This is a genomic window from Roseomonas sp. AR75 (assembly GCF_005222815.1).
Taxonomy (GTDB): Bacteria; Pseudomonadota; Alphaproteobacteria; order Acetobacterales; family Acetobacteraceae; genus Falsiroseomonas.
The window spans coordinates 547,440-566,193 of sequence record NZ_STGB01000004.1 but is presented as its reverse complement, the minus strand read 5'-3'; the positions used below and the strand labels follow the sequence as shown (position 1 = coordinate 566,193).

Sequence of the window (18,754 nt, the reverse complement as noted above, 5' to 3'; positions counted from 1 at the left end):
GAGGCGACCCCGCGCCGCGCCCCGGCAGGGCTGTCCCCCGAATCCCGCATTTGGCCGCGCCGCGACTTTGCGCTATTGGCCCCACCCTTGGCCTGCAACGAAGGAACAGCCTGACATGCGTGTCGGCGTCATCGGCGCCACCGGAGCGGTGGGGAAGGAACTGGTGGAGGTCCTGGGGCGGCGTCGCTTCCCGGTGACGAAACTCCGCCTCTTCGCCTCGGGCCGCAGCGCGGGCACGCGGGTGAAAACGCCCTTCGGCGAGGTCACGATCGAGGAATTTTCGCCCGATAAGGCGCGCGACCTGGATCTGGCTCTGCTCGCCGTCTCGGGCGATTTCGCCAAGCAGCACGCGCCCGCGCTGGTCGCGGCCGGGGTGACGGTCGTGGACAATTCCTCGGCCTTCCGGCTGGACGACAACGTCCCGCTGGTGGTGCCGGAGGTGAACGCGGCCGCGGTGGGCAACGCTCGACTGATCGCCAACCCGAACTGCACCACGGCCATCGCCGTGGTCGCGCTCGCGCCACTGCACCGCGCCTTCGGCATCAAGCGCGTGATCGTCTCGACCTACCAGGCCACCTCCGGCGCCGGCGCCGAGGGCATGGCCGAGCTCGAGCGGGAGACGCGCCGCGTGCTGGTGGAAGGGGAGCAGGCGAAGAACGAGGTCTTCGCCCACCCCATCGCCTTCAACGTCATCCCGCACATCGATGCCTTCCAGCCCAACGGCTACACGAAGGAGGAGATGAAGGTGGTCTGGGAGACCCGGAAGATCATGGGCCTGCCCGACCTTCCCGTCTCCTGCACCGCCGTCCGCATCCCGACCATGCGCGTGCATGCCGAGGCGATCACCATCGAGACCGAGAAGCCCGTCACGCCGGAAGCCGCGCGCGAAGTGCTGCGCGCCGCGCCGGGCGTTCGCGTCGTGGATGACGTCGCCAACAAGCAGTACCCGATGCCGCTGACGGCGACCGGCCAGGACGATTGCGAGGTCGGCCGCATCCGCCAGAACCTCGTCTTCGGCGACCACGGCCTGGACCTCTTCGTCTGCGGCGACCAGCTGCTGAAGGGCGCGGCGCTGAACGCCGTGCAGATCGCGGAGCTGGTGCCGGCGCTGAAGGCGGCGGCTTAGGCGCTTCCCGGCGTGGCGCTGCTCAGGGCAGCAGCGCCACGTTCGGCTAAGGAGGCGAGTCGCCCTCGGCCAAATCACCAGGCGGTGGCATAGCAAACAAATCACCAGGGCCTGGCGGAAATTTCTTTACAAAAAGACGGGTGAAATCCTGCCAGTCGTCGGCAACAGAAAGCAACGTCGTGACCGCAACGATTTGTTTTTCTAGATGAGGATTCCCGACTTCATCCGTAAGGAATCGGTGATGCGTGAATCGTCGCCGCCCTTTCTCGGGGTCGCGCGGGTTCTTCCTGCGCAGTTCTTCAAGAACGCCCTCGGGAAGCTGTCTATAGATTAGCTCGTTCGTAAGCTTTCCAATGTAGTGATTCCGGGCATTTGAACCGGGCGCATACCTCCAGCCCCGAACTCTGTGTAGTTCTTCATAAAAGCTATCAGGAAACTTCTTCGACCAAGGCAGCAATTCAGGCGCCACATACGCCGCCAGAATTGCCTGCAACTCGCTGCGCGCGCGCAGCTTCGTGTAACCAGTAGCGTCGTCGACAAGCGCGATAATGCCTGTTCTGGCAAGGCCTCTGACAAGGCGCTCCGCGTATTCAGCCACCGCCTGCTGAGCGGGATTGAGCGAATTATGCGCCCGCGCCTGCAAATAAACATCGCACACCAGCGGAAGCAATTCGGCACGATACCCAGTTACGACTTGGCCTCGCTCGCTAACGTACTCGATAGGCTCAAGAAATTCTCGCACTTCGTCAGTGACGAAGCCATCAAGATTCTTCGCATCCAAGAAGTTGGGCCGTTCGGTCCGCTTGTAGGTGCCTTTCCACGGTCTGCCTAGCGCCTCAAGGAAAGCCCGGCTGATCAACACGCGCCTCCCGTCATTCAGATTGGCGACCCGAAGCGGAACGATTCCGGGGATCGTAAGCGTTCCCTCGTGGGTGGCGCGGGGCAGAGCCCATCGCGCGTCGGCAGCCTTCTTTGCGATCTGGCGGCGCTCTGGGCCGGACAGCTTCGCCGCCCGAGCCTTGCCGCCCCTGCTCTGCTTGGTGTCAGACACAGACAGCATCCCATGCTTGCTACGAGCCGACATTATGCTTGCTTATCTGCATTAGCAAGCACAAACTGCGCCCGTTGCCACATGCATGCTAGCGCTTCATCGGCGAGCAGGCTTCCCCCTTTGTTCGCACCGTCATCCGGTCCAGATTGCCCCCGTGCCCCCGCCCCGCGCCGCCGTACCCACCCACCAGCCGCGCCTCCTCCTCCCCGAAGCCCCCGCGCTGGTCGCCGGCTTCGGGCGCGGCGCGTTGCTGACCACCGATGGCGAGCTGCTGACGCTCACCGCCGGCGAGCTCGGCCGGCGCCTGCGGGACGGCCCGCCGCCGCTGCTGGTCCATGCCCCGGCCACCTGGAAGCGCCTCGGCATCCCGCCCCTGCCGGCCTGCGACCTGCTCGAGCTTTTCGCCTTCTGCCGCCCGGCCCACCCGGCCGCCCCCACCCCGCGTGGCCTCGCCATCGCGCTGGATCGCGACCCGCCCGCGGACGACGAATCCGCCGCCGCCCTGCTGCCGGAGCTCGCCACCGCGCTGCTCCGCCACCTCGCCGCCGGCCGCCACCTGCCGCTGAACCGCGATGCCGCGATGCTGGCCCAGAAACTCGGTGCCGAGATCCGCTGGCCCTGGGCGGAGTCCGTCCTGGCGGCACTCGGCCAGCCCGATGCCCGCCCCTCGCTCGACTCGCTGAAGGTCTGGCGCCGCCTGCCGGAATGGGAGGAGGAAGCGCCGCCCCCGCCCCCCGCCCACCAGCCCATCACCCAGGCCGAGGCCCGCACGCGCCTCGCGGAAATTCTGGGCGAAGGCGCGGAGCAGCGGCCGCAGCAATCCGACTACGCCTCCGCCGCCGCCAGCGCCTTCCAGGTCCGGGAGGCGCGCGGTGCGCCCAACCTCGTGCTGGCCGAAGCCGGCACGGGAACGGGCAAGACGCTCGGCTATGTCGCACCCGCATCGCTCTGGGCGGAGCGCAACCACGCCCCCGTCTGGATCTCCACCTACACCCGCAATTTGCAGCGCCAGATCGACCAGGAGACCGCGCGCCTCTACCCGAACCCGGAGGACCGCCGCCGCCGCGTCGTGGTCCGCAAGGGCCGGGAAAACTACCTCTGCCTGCTGAACCTCGAGGAGCAGATCGGCGCGGCGCAGATGGCGGGGATGCTGCTGCCGCTCGCGCTCGTCGCGCGCTGGGCGCTCGCCACCCGCGACGGCGACCTGATGGGCGGCGACTTCCCCGGCTGGCTTTCCGAGCTGTTCGGCCATCACGCCGTCTGGCCGCTGGCCGACCGGCGCGGCGAATGCATCCACTCCGCCTGCGGCCACTACAAGGCGTGCTTCGTCGAGCATTCGATCCGCCGCGCCAAATCCGCGACGCTGGTCGTCGCCAACCATGCGTTGGTGATGGTGCAGGCCGCGCTCGGCGGCGGGGAGGACGGCAAGCCGCTGCGCATCGTCTTCGACGAGGGTCACCACCTGTTCGACGCCGCGGACTCGGCGTTCAGCGCCGACCTGACGGGCGGCGAGACGGCGGAGCTCCGCCGCTGGCTGCTCGGCGCGGAAGGCGGCCGCTCCCGCGCGCGCGGCCTCGCCCGCCGCATGGAAGAACTCATCGGCGACCGCCCCGACCTGCTGATGCCGCTGGAGGAAGCCTTGCAGGCCGCGCGCGCCCTGCCCGGCCCCGGCTGGCCGAGCCGCCTGACGGAGAACGACCCCCGCGGCACCGCCGAATCTTTTCTTCATGCCGTCCGCCGGCAGGTCATCGCGCGGACGCAGGAGGACGATGCCGGCTACGGCCTGGAATGCGACCTGCACCCGCTCAACCCCGGCGTGGCCGAGGCCGCGGCCTCGCTGCGCGACGCCTTCGCCGCGCTGCACGCGCCGCTGCGCACATTGCATGACCGCCTGCAGGCGCGGCTGGAAGACGAAGCGGAGGAGCTGGAGGTCGGCGACCGTATCCGCATCGAGGCCGCCTGCCGCGGCCTGGAACGCCGCGCGCTGATGCCGCTGACTGCCTGGGGCGCGATGCTGGCGACCATCGCGGAGCCGCCACGCCCGCCCGGCACGCGGCCCGACTACGTGGACTGGTTCGCCCTGGAACGGCGCGAGGGGCGGGAGGTGGATGCGGGCATGTTCCGCCATCACCTGGACCCGACGCAGCCCTTCGCCACCACCGTCGCCGCGCCCGCGCATGGCGTGCTGATCACATCCGCAACCCTGCGCGACACCGGCGAGGAAGCCGACGACCCGGAAGCCGCCTGGCACGGCGCCGAGGCCCGCACCGGCCTGCTGCACCTGGCCGCGCCCGCGATCCGCGCCGCCGTGCCCTCCCCCTTCGATTACGGCGCGCGCACGCGTGCGCTGGTCGTCAACGACGTGTCACGCGAGGATTTCGGCCAGATCGCCGCGGCCTATCGCGCGCTGTTCCTCGCCGCCGGCGGCGGCGGCCTCGGCCTGTTCACCGCCGTGCGCCGCCTGCGCGAGGTGCATGCCCGCATCGCGGAGCCGCTCGCCCGCGCCGGCATCCCGCTCTATGCGCAGCACATGGACGCGATGGACAACGGCACGCTGGTGGACGTCTTTCGCGCGGAGGAAACCTCCTGCCTGCTCGGCACCGACGCGATGCGCGACGGCGTGGACGTGCCGGGCAATTCCCTGCGCCTGCTGGTCTTCGACCGCGTGCCCTGGCCGCGCCCCTCCATCCTGCACCGCGAACGCCGGCTGCATCTCAGCGAAGGCCGCCCCAAGGCGCATGACGACGCCATCGCGCGCCACCGCCTGCGCCAGGCCTTCGGCCGGCTGATCCGCCGCGCCGACGACAAGGGCGTCTTCGTGATCCTGGATGCGCGCACGCCGTCGCGCCTGCTGGCCGGGCTGCCCGATGGCGTGATCGTGCAGCGCGGCGGGCTGAAGCAGGCCGTGGATATCGTGCGGGACTTCCTGTCTCAGCCCTGACGCTTCGCCAGCGCGGCGCGGATCTCGGCCTCGGTCCGGGTCGGAAGGTCGGGATCGGCGCGGGTCCAGCCGACATGCGCGTCCCAGAAGGCGTGCATCTGCGGCATCCGGTCCGGGCCGTCATCCAGGCAGGCGGCCGCGACGTGCATCTCCTCCGCCCAGAGGCGGGAGCGGAACAGCATCGAGGCGCCGCAATGGCGGCAGAAGCCGCGCTCCGCCTCGGCGCTGGAAGCATGCCAGGCCAGCGCCGCCTCCGCCCCTTCCTGAAGCCGGAACCGCGCGGCCGGCACCGAGACCCAGGTGACGAAGGCCGCGCCGTGCGCGCGGCGGCACATCGCGCAGTGACAATGCGCCACCCACCGGCTGGGCAACCCCGCCCGGAACCGCACCGCCCCGCACAGGCAGCCGCCGGATGCCTCGGTGCGACCATCCATCGCAGCGCCCTCTCGCCGACGCCGCCAGCTTAGGACTGCGCGGCCACGGGAAGAACCGGCTTGCATGATGTTCGATATCAAACTATCTGGTTCGAAGTCGAACATGTGGAGCCGACCGTGACCCTGCCCCGCCGCCTCGTCCTTCGCGCTGCCGGCGCGGCCGCTCTCACCTTTGCTCCCTTCGGCGGGGGGCAGGTGGTGCGCGCGGCGACGCCCGATCCGCTGGCCCCCTGGGACGCCGCGCCAGCGGCTGCCGCGCACCCCGATCCGCGCGTCCGGGCGCTGGCCTGGGCCGTGCTCGCGCCCAATCCCCACAACCGGCAGCCCTGGATCGCCGAGCTGCCGGCCGCCATGCCGGAGATCGTGGTGCTGCGCTGCGACCTCGACCGGCGCCTGCCCGTCACCGATCCCTTCGACCGGCAGATCACCATCGGGCTCGGCGCCTTCGCCGAGCTGTTCCGGCTTGCCGCCGCCGAGACCGGCCGCGCCGCCACCCTGGTGCCCTTCCCCGAAGGCGAGCCGGCGCCGCGCCTCGATGCCCGCCCCGTCGCGCTGCTGCGGCTGGGGGCGCCCGGCAGCGCGGTGCCGGACCCGCTCTTCACCCATGCTGGCCGGCGCCGATCCACCAAGCGGCCCTTCGACATGGACCGCCCGGTGCCGGATGCCGCCTTCGCCACGCTGGCCGACGCCGTCGCGGCGCCGGTCCGCTTCGGCGGGACCGGCGCGCCCATGCAGGTCGCGGCGCTGCGCGAGATCGCCTGGCGCGCCTGGCAGGTGGAAGCCGGCGACCCCGCCGCGCATGGGGAAAGCGTCGCGCTGATGCGGCTGGGGCGTGCCGCGGTCGCCACCAGCCCGGACGGCATCAGCGTCTGGGGCCCCGGCCTTGAGGAGGCGATCGCCGCCGGGCAGGTGACCCGCGATTCCATGCTGCCCGGCGGTGCCGGCTACCGCGTCATGATCGAGCGCTACACTGCCATGCTCGCCGCGACGCCGGCCTATCTCTGGCTCACCACCGACGGCAACGACCGCGCCGCGCAACTCGCCGCCGGCCGGGACTGGCTGCGCGTGAACCTGGCCGCCACCGCGCTCGGCCTGGCGCTGCATCCCGTCAGCCAGGCGCTGCAGGAATTCGACGCCATGCGCGGCCCCTACCGCGAGATCCATGCCGCCCTCGCGCCGGGCGGCGGCACGGTTCAGATGCTGGGCCGGCTCGGCTATGCTGCGCCGGTGCCGCCGACGCCCCGTTGGCCGGTGGAGAGCCGCATGCGTGTCGTCTGACCCGCCTGGCAGCGCCGAGGGCGGCGACCCCCCGCTCTTCGCGCTGCTGAACGAGATCGCGATCATCGAGCATCTCGCCCGCAACCGGCTGGAACGCGTGCTGCCCGACGGCCTGCGCGCCAGCCATTTCGTCGTGCTGAACCACCTGGCGCGGCTGGGCGACGGCCGCAGCCTGGCGCGCATCGCGCGCGCCGTGCAGGTGGAGCGGCCGGCGATGACCAACACGATCCAGAAGCTCGAAGCCCGCGGCATGGTGCGCACCGCGGCGCACCCGCGGGATGGCCGCGGCAAGCTGGTGTTCCTGACCCCCGCGGGCCGGGCCGCGCGCGCCGCCGCCGTTTCCGCCGCCACGGCCGCGATCGCCCCCGTCGCCGCCGGCCTGCCGGAGCACGAGATCCGATCCGCGCTGCCGCTGCTTCGCCGGCTGCGCGCCGCGCTCGACGCCGCCCGCGACTCGGACGACCCGCCGCAGACGTGACCGATCCGCCGCTTGACCCCGCCGCACCGGCGCGCAAGGGAAGGCGGACCACGCCGGAGTGCCTCCATGAACGCCCGCACCGAGCCGCCGATCGCCCGCTTCACCGCGCAGGAAGCGCTGGTCTGCGCCATGGTCGTGATGTCCGTCGCCGATGGCCCGATGTCCGACGCCGAGCTCGGCATGATGAGCCGCCTCGTGCAGGAATTGCCAGCCTTCGCGGATTTCCAGAGCCGCGAGATCGAGACGGTCACCGATGCCGTCACGCGGCTGCTCGGCCGCACCGACGGGCTCGATCAGGTCATGACGCTGCTGCGCGACGCGCTGCCGATGCGCCTGCGGGAGACCGCCTACCTGCTGGCCTGCGAGGTCTGCGCCGCCGACGGCGAGGCCACGCAGGAGGAACTGCAGTTCCTGCAGGACCTGCGCATCGGCCTCGACATCGACCGGCTGATCGCGGGCGCGATCGAGCGCGCGGCCAAGGCGCGCTACCAGGTAATCTGACCGCCGCAACAGCAGGCTTTCTTTCGGCGGCGATTCAGCATCATCCTTACCCCACGCCCGGACAGAACCGGGACGGTGGAGGAACGCGATGCCATACCCGCTCAGGGCCATGCTGACGGCCGGCTGCCTGATGGCGCCCATCCTGGCAGCCGATGCACAGTCGCCCGCGCCGAATGCCGCGGCGACGACCTTCTTCGTCACCAGCGTCGGCCTCGGCCGCGGCGCCGATCTGGGCGGGCTTGCGGGCGCCGATGCGCATTGCCAAGCCCTGGCCCAGGCGGTGGGCGCCGGCGGCCGCACCTGGCGCGCCTATCTCAGCACGCAGGGCACGGGCGCCGTGAATGCCCGCGACCGCATCGGCGCCGGCCCCTGGCAGAACGCCAGGGGCGTGGTGATCGCGCGCAGCATCGCGGATCTGCACTCGCCGGCCAACGCCATGACCAAGCAGACCAACGTGAACGAGCGCGGGCAGGTGGTGAACGGCCGCGGCGACACGCCGAACGAGCATGACGTGCTGACCGGCTCGCAGGCGGACGGCACGGCCTTCGCCGCGGGGCAGGACCGCACCTGCCGCAACTGGACCTACAGCGGCGGCGAAGGCTCGGCGATGGTGGGCCATCACGACCGGATCGGGCTGGACGAGTCGGATGCGGCGAAGTCCTGGAACACCTCGCATCCGTCGCGCGGCTGCAGCCAGGACAACCTGCGCAGCAGCGGCGGCGCCGGCCTGTTCTACTGCTTCGCCGTGAATTGACACCGACTCCCACAGAGAACCGATGTGCCCAGCGCGAGCAGCCGCCGCGCCTGGGCAGCGTCCTTCCTGCGCGGCGCCAGCTGACGCAGCTTGGTCGCGGTGACGTACGAACGCAGGGCGATGGCGCGCGCCATGGTGAGCCTCCGATGCTCACCAATCCGGCTCACATCACACAGGCGTCGGGGACTCACCTCGCGCTCGAACTGGGCAAAGCTGAGCAGGATGTTACCGATCGCTCGTCGACTTCGCCAAGCCGGTCGAGGTGTTTGAACCCCGCCGCCGAGGATCAGGCGACGGGCCGCGCTCACCGCATCGGCCAGGACAAGCCAGTCTTCGTGCGTCGGCTGATCACGCTTCGAAGCATCGAGGAGAAGACGGACGTCTTGAAGGAGCGCAAGCGCGCGCTGGTGGCGACCGTGCTGGGCGGCGAGGAAGGTGGAGCCCTGCGGCTGACCGAGGCGGATGTGGAGGAACTCTTCGCGCCGATGTAAGCGGCGGCCGAAGCAGCCGCTGGTTCGGCAATGCCTGGCTGGTCGGCCGGAATAAGCCACCGACAGTGGGAAAACCGGGCAGGCGTTCGATACGCCATGAAGCGACCGCCGTGGACGCCCGGCGTCTTGCTGAGGCGCGCAAGCCAAGCACGCGGATGCGCGCGCCCGGCGATTGAGGGCACCAGAAAAAGAAAGGGCCGGTCGCATTGCTGCGACCGGCCCGAAGGGGCCGACACCCCAAACGGGGAACCGGCCTCGTCGGCGGCGGCCTGCCGGGAAATGGCCGACACCGATGACCCAGGGCGCCCGCCAATCAGCATGGCACCCCATCGGCGCGAAGGATGCGGGAGCGGTTCTCTCCCTGGGATGGTGATGGGCTGAAATTGCCGTAATGCAGCGCAAGCCCACCGTTTTATTGCGCCATCCCGTCGCGACATCGTGCTGAGCCGGACGCATAAGCGCGGTCCAGGCTGGCGGTTGACGCACATCAAGGCCGCGTGGCCCATTGCCCCGGATAGAGGCGCCGCCCCGAGCAAGGGGTCCTGGCCCAGCCTTTTGGGGGAAGCGCATGACCGACAGCCTGATCGCCGTGAAGCCCGAGATCGCCGCGAAGGCGCATGTGGACGCCGCGAGATACCGCGCGATGTACGACCAGGCGGCCAGCGACCCCGATGGCTTCTGGCGGCAGCAGATGAACCGCATCGCCTGGATGAAGGCGCCCACGAAGATCAAGGACGTGGACTTCACCGGCGATGTCAGCATCAAGTGGTTCGAGGATGGCGTGCTGAACGCCTCCGTCTCCTGCCTCGACCGCCACCTCGCCACGCGCGGCGACCAGGTCGCGATCATCTGGGAAGGCGACGACCCGAAGAGCGATTCGACGGTCACCTACCGCGATTTGCATGCCCGCGTCTGCAAGCTGACCAATGGGCTGCGCGAGCTCGGCGTGAAGAAGGGCGACCGCGTCTGCATCTACCTGCCGATGATCGTGGAGGCGGCCGTCGCGATGCTGGCCTGCGCGCGCGTCGGCGCGATCCATTCCATCGTCTTCGGCGGCTTCTCGCCGGACAGCCTGGCCAGCCGCATCCAGGATTCCGAATGCAGCGTGCTGATCACGGCCGACCAGGGACGGCGCGGCGGGCGCACCGTGCCACTCAAGACCAATGCCGACGAGGCGCTGCTGCAATGCCCCTCGATCAGGCACGTCATCGTCGCGAAGAACACCGGCGGCGATGTGCCGATGCAGGCCGGCCGCGACATCTGGTGGTCCGATCTCTGCGACCGGCAGAAGGACACGGCCGAGCCCGAGGCTATGGGCGCGGAGGATCCGCTCTTCATCCTCTACACCAGCGGCAGCACGGGCAAGCCCAAGGGCGTGCTGCACACCACCGGCGGCTACATGGTCTGGGCGTCCTTCACGCATGAGAACGTGTTCGACTACCGCGACGGCGAGATCTACTGGTGCACGGCCGATGTCGGCTGGGTGACCGGCCACACCTACATCGTCTATGGGCCGCTCGCGAACGGCGCGACCACGCTGATGTTCGAGGGCGTGCCGAACTACCCGAGCGTCTCCCGCTTCTGGGAGGTGATCGACAAGCACAACGTCAACATCTTCTACACCGCGCCCACCGCGATCCGCGCGCTGATGCGCGAGGGCGAGTCGCCGGTGAAGAAGACCAGCCGCAAGTCGCTGCGCATCCTGGGTTCCGTGGGCGAGCCGATCAACCCGGAAGCCTGGCTCTGGTACTACCGCAATGTCGGCGACGAGCGCTGCCCGATCGTGGACACCTGGTGGCAGACCGAGACGGGCGGCATCCTGATCTCGCCGCTGCCCGGTGCCATCGCACAGAAGCCGGGATCCGCGACGCTGCCGCTCCCCGGCGTGAAGCCCGCGCTTGTGGATGGTGAAGGGAAGATCATCGAGGGCGCGGCGGAGGGCAACCTCGTGCTGCTGGATTCCTGGCCTGGGCAGATGCGCACGATCTATGGCGACCATGCGCGCTTCGGGCAGACCTACTTCTCCACCTTCAAGGGCATGTATTTCACCGGCGACGGCGCGCGCCGCGACGCCGACGGCTACTGGTGGATCACCGGCCGCGTGGACGACGTGATCAACGTCTCCGGCCATCGCATGGGCACGGCCGAGATCGAATCCGCGCTGGTCGCGCATCCGAAGGTGGCCGAGGCCGCCGTGGTCGGCATGCCGCACGACCTGAAGGGCCAGGGCATCTACTGCTACGTGACGCTGAAGTCGGGCGAGGAGCCGACCGACGCGCTGCGCAAGGAGCTGGTGGCCTGGGTGCGGAAGGAGATCGGCCCGATCGCCGCGCCCGATGCCATCCAGTGGGCGCCGGGCCTGCCGAAGACGCGTTCGGGCAAGATCATGCGCCGCATCCTGCGCAAGATCGCCGCGAACGAGACCGACGGCCTGGGCGACACCTCGACGCTCGCCGATCCGACGGTGGTGCAGGACCTGATCGAGAACCGCGTCGGGTGAGGCATCAAGGCCCTCCCCCGCATGCGGGGGAGGGTCGGGTGGGGGCTGTCATGCCAGCCACCACCGCGCCCGCGTGATGCCTCGCATGCCGCCTTGCCGGATTGCGCGACGGGCAGGCACGGCGCAGAGCTTCGGGGCATGCCGCTCATCTCCGACCCGACCACGCGGCTGATCTTCGTCCTGGGCCTCGGCGCCGGCGCATCGTCCTTGGCGGGACGGGCGCTCGACCCGCTGGTCGGCGTGCTCTCCGGCGAGTTCGCCGTCGCGGCCGCGACCGTCGCCCTGCTCACCACCGCCTATGCGCTGCCCTATGCGCTGGTGCAGCCGATCCTGGGGCCGATCGGCGATGCGCTGGGCAAGCGGCGCGTCATCCGCGTCTGCCTGGTGGTGCTGACCCTCGCCCTTGTCGCTTCGGCCTTCGCGCCGACCCTTGCCGCCCTCGCCGTGCTGCGCGTCCTGGCCGGCGCGGCATCGGGCGGCGTCTTCCCGCTCGCCATCGCCAGCGTCGGCGACAACGTGCCGCTGGAACGCCGGCAGGTGGCGCTGTCGCGCCTTCTGGTGGCGGGGCTCAGCGGGTCGATTGCGGGCGGCGCGCTCTCGGCCCTGCTGGAGCCCTTCATCGGCTGGCGCGGCGTGATGCTGCTCTGCGCCGCGGCGTGCCTTGCCTCGCTGCTGGTGCTGCGGGAGGAATCGCCGCCGCCGGCAGCCCGACGCTTCAACCTGGCGGAGGCGCTGAACCGCTATCGGTCGATCCTCGGCCTCGCGGCAGCGCGCCGGCTCTACATGGCGGTGTTCATCGAGGGGGCGCTGCTGTTCGGCGTGTTTCCCTTCCTCGCGCCGCTTTTCGCCCAGCGCGGCCAGGGCGGCACGCTCGAGGCGGGCTTCGCCATCGCCGGGTACGCGCTCGGCGGTTTCGTGTTCGCCGCGCTGGCGCCCGTCCTGCTCCGCCGGCTCGGCCAGTCCGGCACGATCATGCTGGGCGGGGTGGTCTGTGGCGGCGGGCTGGCCATGCTGGCTGTGGCGCCGCTGGCCTGGATCGGCATCGGAGCGTGCCTGGTCCTCGGCACCGGCTTCTACATGATCCACTCGGCGATCCAGACCCGGGTGACCGAGGTTGCGCCGCAGTCGCGCGGCAGCGCCGTGTCGCTGCATGCCTGCAGCTTCTTCCTCGGCCAGTCCGTCGGGCCGGTGCTGATGGGCGCGGGCTGGGCGACGGTGGGCCCGGTCGCCGCGTTGCTGGCCTCTGCGGCGGGCATGGTGCTGCTGGCCGTCTGGCTTTCCCGGGCGGGTCGGCGAGGGGCCGCGGGCGGTCGTTGAGCTTGCCCAACGGTTCGCGATTCGCCCCGCCGATGGAACGGGACGTGAATCGGAACGCGAATCGCACACCGGGAACTTCGCCTTTTCAGCGGGTTGGCCCGAGTCGCGCGAACGAATCGCTGACCCCCCTGACAGCGTTCTCCTGCCACAAGACCTTGGGGCGATTCGGTTTTTCACCCACAAGGCCGTTCCAGCACCATCGCCCGAGTCGCGCGGAGGGCACTTCGGTCAGAAGTCGCTGACGCGGCCCTTCCGCTCCCAGTCGCCGTAGCGGGTGGGTTCCGGGCCGGCAGGGCCGCCGACCTCCTTGCGCAGGCGCACCGGCTCCTCCTTGGGCGGGTCGCCGACCGGCGGCTTCTTCTCACCCGGCAGCGGAGGCTCGATGTCGGGTGCCGGCGGCGGGCCGGGGTTCGGCTCCGGCACCGGGCGGCCGGGCTGCGGGCCGGTGGGATCTCCCGGCGGGATCGGAATCTGCGCCTTGCGGGAGGAGGCGTCGCCGCCCCCGTTGCTTGCCTGGTTCATGCCCCACATCTAGGTCCTCCATGCGCGGTGTCGCGAGGCCAACGCGCAACGGAGCCATTCGGGAGCGTCAATCCATGGCCGGATACTTCCGCACCGCGCTGCTGCTGGCGGCGATGACGGCGCTGTTCGTGGGCATCGGCGCCGCCATCGGCGGGCAGCAGGGGATGGTGATCGCCTTCCTGATGGCCTGCGGCATGAACCTTTTCGCTTGGTGGAACAGCGACCGCGTGGTGCTGGGCATGCACAATGCCCAGCCCATCGGCCCGCACGATGCGCCGCGCCTGTACCAGATGACGCAGGAGCTCGCGCAGCGCGCCGGATTGCCGATGCCCGCGCTCTACGTGATCCATGAGGACCAGCCCAACGCCTTCGCCACCGGCCGGAATCCCGAGAAGGGCGCGGTCGCGGTGAACACCGGCCTGCTCGACATGATGAGCGAGCGCGAGGTGGCCGGCGTGATCGCCCACGAGCTGGCGCACATCCGGAACCGCGACACGCTGATCATGACCATCACCGCGACGCTGGCCGGCGCCATCGGCATGCTCGCGCAGTTCGGCTTCCTGTTCGGCGGCCGCAGTTCCGACGGGCGCTCCAACCCCTTCGGCCCGATCGGCAGCATCCTGCTGATCGTGCTGGCGCCTATCGCGGCGATGATCGTGCAGATGGCGATCAGCCGCTCCCGCGAATACGAGGCCGACCGGGCGGCGGCGGAGATCACCGGCGATCCGCGCGGCCTCGCCTCCGCGCTGATGCGGCTCGAGGAATACAAGCACGGCCACGTGAACGAGGCTGCCGAGGCCAATCCCGCCAGCGCGCACATGTTCATCATCAACCCGCTTTCGGGGATGCGCATGGACGGGCTGTTCTCGACGCATCCGCGCACCGAGAACCGGGTGGCGGCGCTGGAGGAACTCGCCAGCCGCATGGGCCCGCCGCCGTCCGCGCCACGCATCCATGCGCCCTCGCCGCGCGTTGCATCCGGGCAGCCGGGCCCCTGGAGCGGGGGCGGGCGGCGCAACCCCTGGGGGTAACCCGAGCACCGGCCATCGCGGGACAGCGCGGCGGCGGCCGGCCGAGAAAGGAACGGCCGATGCGGTCCTCCGCGAAGGCTTGGCGCGACCTGCCGGAGTTCGCGCGCTTCCTGGTCTGCCACGCCGCCTTCGGCTTCGGCCTGGCTGGCGTCTTCGTCGTGGCCTTCCTGCTGGCCGATCCGCATGGCGCCGGCGGCGTGCTGCTGACCGCTGCCGATCACTGGTGGCCCGCCGTGGCGTTGTGGTTCTTCCTCGGCCTGACCTATGCCTGCGCGCAGATCGGCATCGCGACGATGATGCTGGACGATCCCGCACAGCGCCCCCGCGGCGGCAGCCGGGCGCCGGCGGGTTTGATCCCGGCCATGGCACGTGCCCGCCGCCGCTGAACGGCGACGGGCAGCCCCCGCGGGCGCTCAGGCGGCCGGGCGGATGTTGTGGTTCACGTGGAAGAGGTTGGCGGGGTCGTAGCGCTTCTTGACCTGCGCCAGCCTCTCGTAATTGTCGCCGAAGCTGGCCTTCACCCGTCCCTCGCCCTCGTCATCCATCATGAAGTTCGGATAGGCGCCGCCCATGTCGAAGGGGTGCACCGCCTCCCAGTAGGATTTGGTCCAGCGCGTGATCGGCCCGGCCATCTGCGGATTGGGGTCGATCCCGGCGATCACCATGGACCAGGTGGCGTCCCGCGCGCCCCAGGCCGTGGCATCCTTCGCCACGCGACGCACGGCTCCGTCGATGGGATAGAGATGCATCAGCGACAGCTCGCTTGGCGATTGCGCGGCCTGCGCGAGATGCGCCGCGATCGCGCGGTCCGGCAGTTCCTTCACGAAATCGCCGCGCCAGTACCATTGCATGCCGCTGGGCATCAGCGGGTCGAACATGGACTGCAGCGCGGGATAGGGCAGCATGCCGCGCCAGTCGAACCAGGGCTCCGGCAGCCGGTCCAGCAGCGGCGCCAGCGCACGCCGCCCGGCTTCCTCGTCGCCGACATAACAGCTCATCAGCAGGCAGATCCGTTGCCCCCAATGCGCTTCCGGGAAAGGCGCCGTGGACGGCACCTTCTTCAGCCCGATGAAGGCGCCGAGTTCCTCCGGCATGTGCGGTAGCGCATCGCGATAGGTCTGCATGATCCGCTGCCCATGCGCCTGATCCCAGGCGACCGGCCCGCCGAAGACCATGCCGACGGGATGGGCGCGGAACAGGAAGCTGGTGACGACGCCGAAATTGCCGCCGCCGCCACGCAGCGCCCAGAACAGGTCCGGGTTCTTCTCCTCGCTCGCGACCACCAGCCTGCCATCGGCGAGCACCACATCGGCCTCGATCAGGTTGTCGATGGTCAGTCCGTATTTCCGCGCGAGATAGCCGTGCCCGCCGCCGAGCGTCAGCCCCGCGATGCCGGTGGTGGAGATGATCCCTGCCGGCACCGCCAGGCCGAAGGGATGCGTGGCGTGATCCACGTCGCCCTGGGTGCAGCCGGCCTCCACGCGCACGGTCCGCGCTTCCGGATCCACGCGCACGCCGCGCAGGCGCGACAGGTCGATCACCAGCCCGCCTTCGACGCTGCCGAGCCCGGGGCCGTTATGCCCGCCGCCGCGGATCGCGATGTCGAGGCCTTCCTCGCGGCCGAAATTCACCGCGGCGATCACGTCCGCCACGTCGGCGCAGCGCGCGATCAGCAGCGGATGCTTGTCGATCATGCCGTTGTAGAGCGCGCGCGCCGCCTCGTAATCCGGATCGGTCCGCCCGATCGCGCTGCCCCGCAGTTTCTCCCGCAGCCTGGCAACCACTCCGTCGGCCATGGCGTCCTCCCTGTGTTGACGGCCCTTCGACAGGATGAGGTTGCGCGGAGTCTGCGATGCCGGCGCCGCGGCATGCAAAGCCTTTGTCTGACATCGCGACGTGGTGATTTCCGTTGCGCGGCGCGCGCGGTCGGATCAGCCGCGATCCGCCGGACAGGCGATCAATCCTGGCGGCGGACGCGCGTGGACCAGATGTGCCAGAGATAGCTGCCGATGATCGCGGCCAGCACGACATAGGACATCGGCTCCAGCCAGGTCTCGATCCTGTCGTAGTGGTCGCGCAGCATGTAGCCGGCGCTGGCCAGGAACAGCACCCATACGGCACTGCCCGCGGCGGTCCACACGTAGAAAACGTGGCGCGGGATATGCGCGATGCCCGCGGGGATGGAGATCAGCGTGCGGATCGCCGGCAGCAGGCGTCCGAAGAACAGCGCGACCGCCCCGTATTTTCGCAGCGTCGCCTCGGCGCGGTCGAAATCCTTCTCGTCCACCGCGAACCAGCGGCCGTAGCGCGCGAACAGCGGCCGGATGCGGCGCGCGCCGATGGCGCGGGCGAGCTCATACCACACGGCATTGCCCAGCAGCGTGCCGGCGATGCCGGCCAGCACCGCGAGCACGAAGGACATCTGCCCGCGGGAGGCGGCGAATCCCGCCAGCGGCATGATCACCTCCGAGGGGATCGGCGGGAACAGGTTCTCCAGGAACATGAGCGCAAGGACGCCCGGCCAGCCGAGCGCGGCGACGACGCCGGTCACCCATTCGATCATTCGCCTGCTCCGTAGACGGTCAGCGCCACGCGCCGGCCCCGCGAATAGTTGAACCCGGCAACAACGCCATGCTCTCGGGGTGCGATCCCCTGCTCCGCCGCCGCCCGGCGAAATTCTTCAGCCTGCCTGTCGGCCACCGCCACCAGGCGGCCCGGGGCCGCTGCCAGGAAAAGCGCCGCCTCCGCGCCGTCGCGCAGCAAGGCGATGCCGCCCCCGAGCGCGAATTGCAGCGACGGCTCGTGGTAGCCGACCACGCCGAACTGCGTATCCGCCAGCCCGGGGCGCGCCTGCTGCACCAGGGCCGCCAGGCGGGGCGAAATCCAGGGCGCCGTCAGCCGCGGCAGGACGCCTTCCAGCACCACCCAGTTCAACGGCACGGCAAGCGCGACGGCGAGCAGGCCCGCCCGCGCCGGCTGTCCGGCGCGCAATTCGCGCAGCACCAGCACGGCGATCGCCGCAGCCACCGGCAGGCCGAGCAGCGAGACGGGGGAGACGGCGCCATCCGCCAGCACCGGCAGGATCGCCGCGGCGATGCCGAGCCCGGCGGCCGCACCGACCAGCGCAAGCAGCGAAAGCCAGTGCAGCCAGCGCGGCGGCGGCCGGCGCAGCGGGTCCATGGCCCAGGCGGCGGCGAGCAGCATCAGCGCGGGAAAGGCCGGCAGCGTGTAGTGCGGCAGCTTGGTGGTGACCGCCTCGAACATCAGCCAGACTGGCACGGCCCAGGCCAGCAGGAAGCGCGTGGCCGGCTGCAGCCGGTCCGCCCAGGCGCCGGCCAGCGCCCGCAGCACCAGGAAGGCGGCGGGGAAGGCGGCGACGCCGAAGGTCAGGATGTAGTAGCCGGGCGGACCCCAGTGGTTCTCGTCGGCACCGCCGACCTTGCCGAGCATGTCGCCACCCAGCGCCTCGGTCAGGAAGCGGCCTTCGGTGGCGATGTTCACCGCGACGAACCAGGGCAGCGCGGCCAGCAGCATCAACGGCACGCCCCAGGCCGGCCGCAGCGCGCGCAGCCAAGGGGCGCTGTTGCGCCAGGCGCTATCCGCGGCGGCCAGGGTGAAGCCGGCGAGCAGCGGCACCGCCGGTCCGACCGGCCCCTTCAGCAGCAGCGACAGGCCGAGCACCAGCCAGAAGCCGGCCGCCTGACGGGCGCTGAAGGTCGCGGGGTTCAGATAGGCCCGCCCCATCAGCCCCATGGCGATGGCGACGGTGCCGAGCAGCGCCGCATCGGTCTTGGCGATGTGCGTCTCGAAGGTCAGCACCAGGCAGCTCGCCAGCAGGGCGGCGCCGAGGAAGGCGGCGCGGCGGCCGACGAGGGCCCGCCCGAAATGCCAGGTGGCGAGCACCGCGATCAGCGCGCCGGCGAGCGAGGGCAGGCGATAGGCCCAGATGCGGTCGCGCGCGGCGTCCACGCCCAGCGTTTCCAGCGCATGCACGGCGCCGGCCTGTGTCCAGTGGATGCCGGCGGGCTTCTTGTTGCGCTCCACCTCGCCGAGGCGGATGCGGACATAGTCGCCGGTCTGCACCATCTGGCGGGTGGCCTGGGCGAAGCGGCTTTCGTCGCGGTCGCCGGGGGCAATGGTGAAGAAGCCCGGCAGCCAGAGCGCCAGGCACAACAGGACGAGCCAGAGCCGCGGCCGCCGCGTTTCCGGCAGCCGGTCCAGGAGTTGTCCCAAGCGCTGCATCGGCGCGCCCTAGCACGGCCCCGGACGCGGGGCCATAAACCCTGCCATGTACAGGATGCCCCCAAGCGCCGTGCGTGCGCGTCCGCGG

At 70.6% G+C, this 18,754-nt stretch carries 17 protein-coding genes; 11 read left to right on the top strand and 6 right to left on the bottom strand.

Going from position 1 to position 18,754, the window contains the following annotated elements:
* Nucleotides 1-115 precede the first annotated feature (115 nt).
* Nucleotides 116-1,126: an aspartate-semialdehyde dehydrogenase gene (locus tag E4T13_RS16785; protein WP_137179439.1), complete on the top strand. Its 1,011-nt coding sequence runs from the start codon at nt 116-118 to the stop codon at nt 1,124-1,126.
* Between the two features lie 46 nt (nt 1,127-1,172).
* On the opposite strand, the gene E4T13_RS16780 is transcribed toward E4T13_RS16785, so the two are convergent.
* On the bottom strand, nt 1,173-2,177 hold the full coding sequence (locus E4T13_RS16780; protein WP_137179438.1) for a P63C domain-containing protein: 1,005 nt from the start codon (nt 2,175-2,177) through the stop codon (nt 1,173-1,175).
* A 154-nt stretch (nt 2,178-2,331) separates the two neighbouring features.
* On the opposite strand from E4T13_RS16780, the gene E4T13_RS16775 reads away from it, so the two are divergent.
* Nucleotides 2,332-5,118 (top strand): ATP-dependent DNA helicase, encoded by a 2,787-nt coding sequence (locus E4T13_RS16775; protein ID WP_240791165.1) that lies wholly within the window; start codon nt 2,332-2,334, stop codon nt 5,116-5,118.
* Here the strand turns inward: E4T13_RS16775 and E4T13_RS16770 are convergent.
* On the bottom strand, nt 5,109-5,552 hold the full coding sequence (locus E4T13_RS16770; protein WP_137179436.1) for a GFA family protein: 444 nt from the start codon (nt 5,550-5,552) through the stop codon (nt 5,109-5,111). The two genes, E4T13_RS16775 and E4T13_RS16770, sit on opposite strands and share 10 nt — an antisense overlap.
* Nucleotides 5,553-5,669: 117 nt before the next feature.
* Here E4T13_RS16770 and E4T13_RS16765 point away from each other — a divergent pair, with 117 nt between their 5' ends.
* From E4T13_RS16765 to E4T13_RS16735, 7 genes are all read left to right on the top strand, one after another.
* On the top strand, nt 5,670-6,830 hold the full coding sequence (locus E4T13_RS16765) for an Acg family FMN-binding oxidoreductase (RefSeq protein WP_137179435.1): 1,161 nt from the start codon (nt 5,670-5,672) through the stop codon (nt 6,828-6,830).
* Nucleotides 6,820-7,308, top strand: coding sequence for a MarR family winged helix-turn-helix transcriptional regulator (locus tag E4T13_RS16760; protein WP_206030199.1), 489 nt, complete (start codon nt 6,820-6,822; stop codon nt 7,306-7,308). The genes E4T13_RS16765 and E4T13_RS16760 overlap by 11 nt, the downstream gene beginning before the upstream one ends.
* 66 nt (nt 7,309-7,374) lie before the next feature.
* The gene (locus tag E4T13_RS16755) at nt 7,375-7,809 is read left to right on the top strand and encodes a tellurite resistance TerB family protein (protein ID WP_137179433.1); all 435 of its coding nucleotides are present in this window, start codon (nt 7,375-7,377) and stop codon (nt 7,807-7,809) included.
* A gap of 88 nt (nt 7,810-7,897) precedes the next feature.
* Nucleotides 7,898-8,563 carry a hypothetical protein gene (locus tag E4T13_RS16750; RefSeq protein ID WP_137179432.1) on the top strand — a complete coding sequence of 222 codons (666 nt, stop codon included), beginning with the start codon at nt 7,898-7,900 and terminating at the stop codon, nt 8,561-8,563.
* Between the two features lie 146 nt (nt 8,564-8,709).
* A complete protein-coding gene (locus tag E4T13_RS16745) occupies nt 8,710-9,054 on the top strand; it encodes a DEAD/DEAH box helicase (protein WP_137179431.1) in 345 nt (114 codons plus the stop codon).
* A gap of 568 nt (nt 9,055-9,622) precedes the next feature.
* Complete coding sequence (gene acs, locus E4T13_RS16740) at nt 9,623-11,554, top strand: acetate--CoA ligase (RefSeq protein ID WP_137179430.1); 1,932 nt, start codon at nt 9,623-9,625, stop codon at nt 11,552-11,554.
* A gap of 138 nt (nt 11,555-11,692) precedes the next feature.
* Nucleotides 11,693-12,871: an MFS transporter gene (locus tag E4T13_RS16735; RefSeq protein WP_240791164.1), complete on the top strand. Its 1,179-nt coding sequence runs from the start codon at nt 11,693-11,695 to the stop codon at nt 12,869-12,871.
* A gap of 228 nt (nt 12,872-13,099) precedes the next feature.
* Here E4T13_RS16735 and E4T13_RS16730 read toward each other — a convergent pair whose 3' ends face one another.
* Nucleotides 13,100-13,336 carry a DUF1674 domain-containing protein gene (locus E4T13_RS16730; protein ID WP_408906393.1) on the bottom strand — a complete coding sequence of 79 codons (237 nt, stop codon included), beginning with the start codon at nt 13,334-13,336 and terminating at the stop codon, nt 13,100-13,102.
* 131 nt (nt 13,337-13,467) lie between these two features.
* On the opposite strand from E4T13_RS16730, the gene htpX reads away from it, so the two are divergent.
* Entirely contained in the window at nt 13,468-14,424 is a 957-nt protein-coding gene (gene htpX, locus E4T13_RS16725) for a zinc metalloprotease HtpX (protein ID WP_137179429.1), read from the top strand.
* Nucleotides 14,425-14,483: 59 nt separating this feature from the next.
* A complete protein-coding gene (locus E4T13_RS16720) occupies nt 14,484-14,810 on the top strand; it encodes a hypothetical protein (RefSeq protein WP_137179428.1) in 327 nt (108 codons plus the stop codon).
* A 27-nt stretch (nt 14,811-14,837) separates the two neighbouring features.
* Here the strand turns inward: E4T13_RS16720 and E4T13_RS16715 are convergent, their stop codons facing one another.
* The 3 genes from E4T13_RS16715 to E4T13_RS16705 form a co-directional block, all read right to left on the bottom strand.
* Nucleotides 14,838-16,220 (bottom strand): FAD-binding oxidoreductase, encoded by a 1,383-nt coding sequence (locus tag E4T13_RS16715; protein ID WP_137179427.1) that lies wholly within the window; start codon nt 16,218-16,220, stop codon nt 14,838-14,840.
* Between the two features lie 161 nt (nt 16,221-16,381).
* Nucleotides 16,382-16,987, bottom strand: coding sequence for a DedA family protein (locus E4T13_RS16710; RefSeq protein WP_137179426.1), 606 nt, complete (start codon nt 16,985-16,987; stop codon nt 16,382-16,384).
* Nucleotides 16,984-18,657, bottom strand: coding sequence for a glycosyltransferase family 39 protein (locus E4T13_RS16705; protein WP_137179425.1), 1,674 nt, complete (start codon nt 18,655-18,657; stop codon nt 16,984-16,986). The genes E4T13_RS16710 and E4T13_RS16705 overlap by 4 nt, the downstream gene beginning before the upstream one ends.
* Nucleotides 18,658-18,754: the final 97 nt, after the last annotated feature.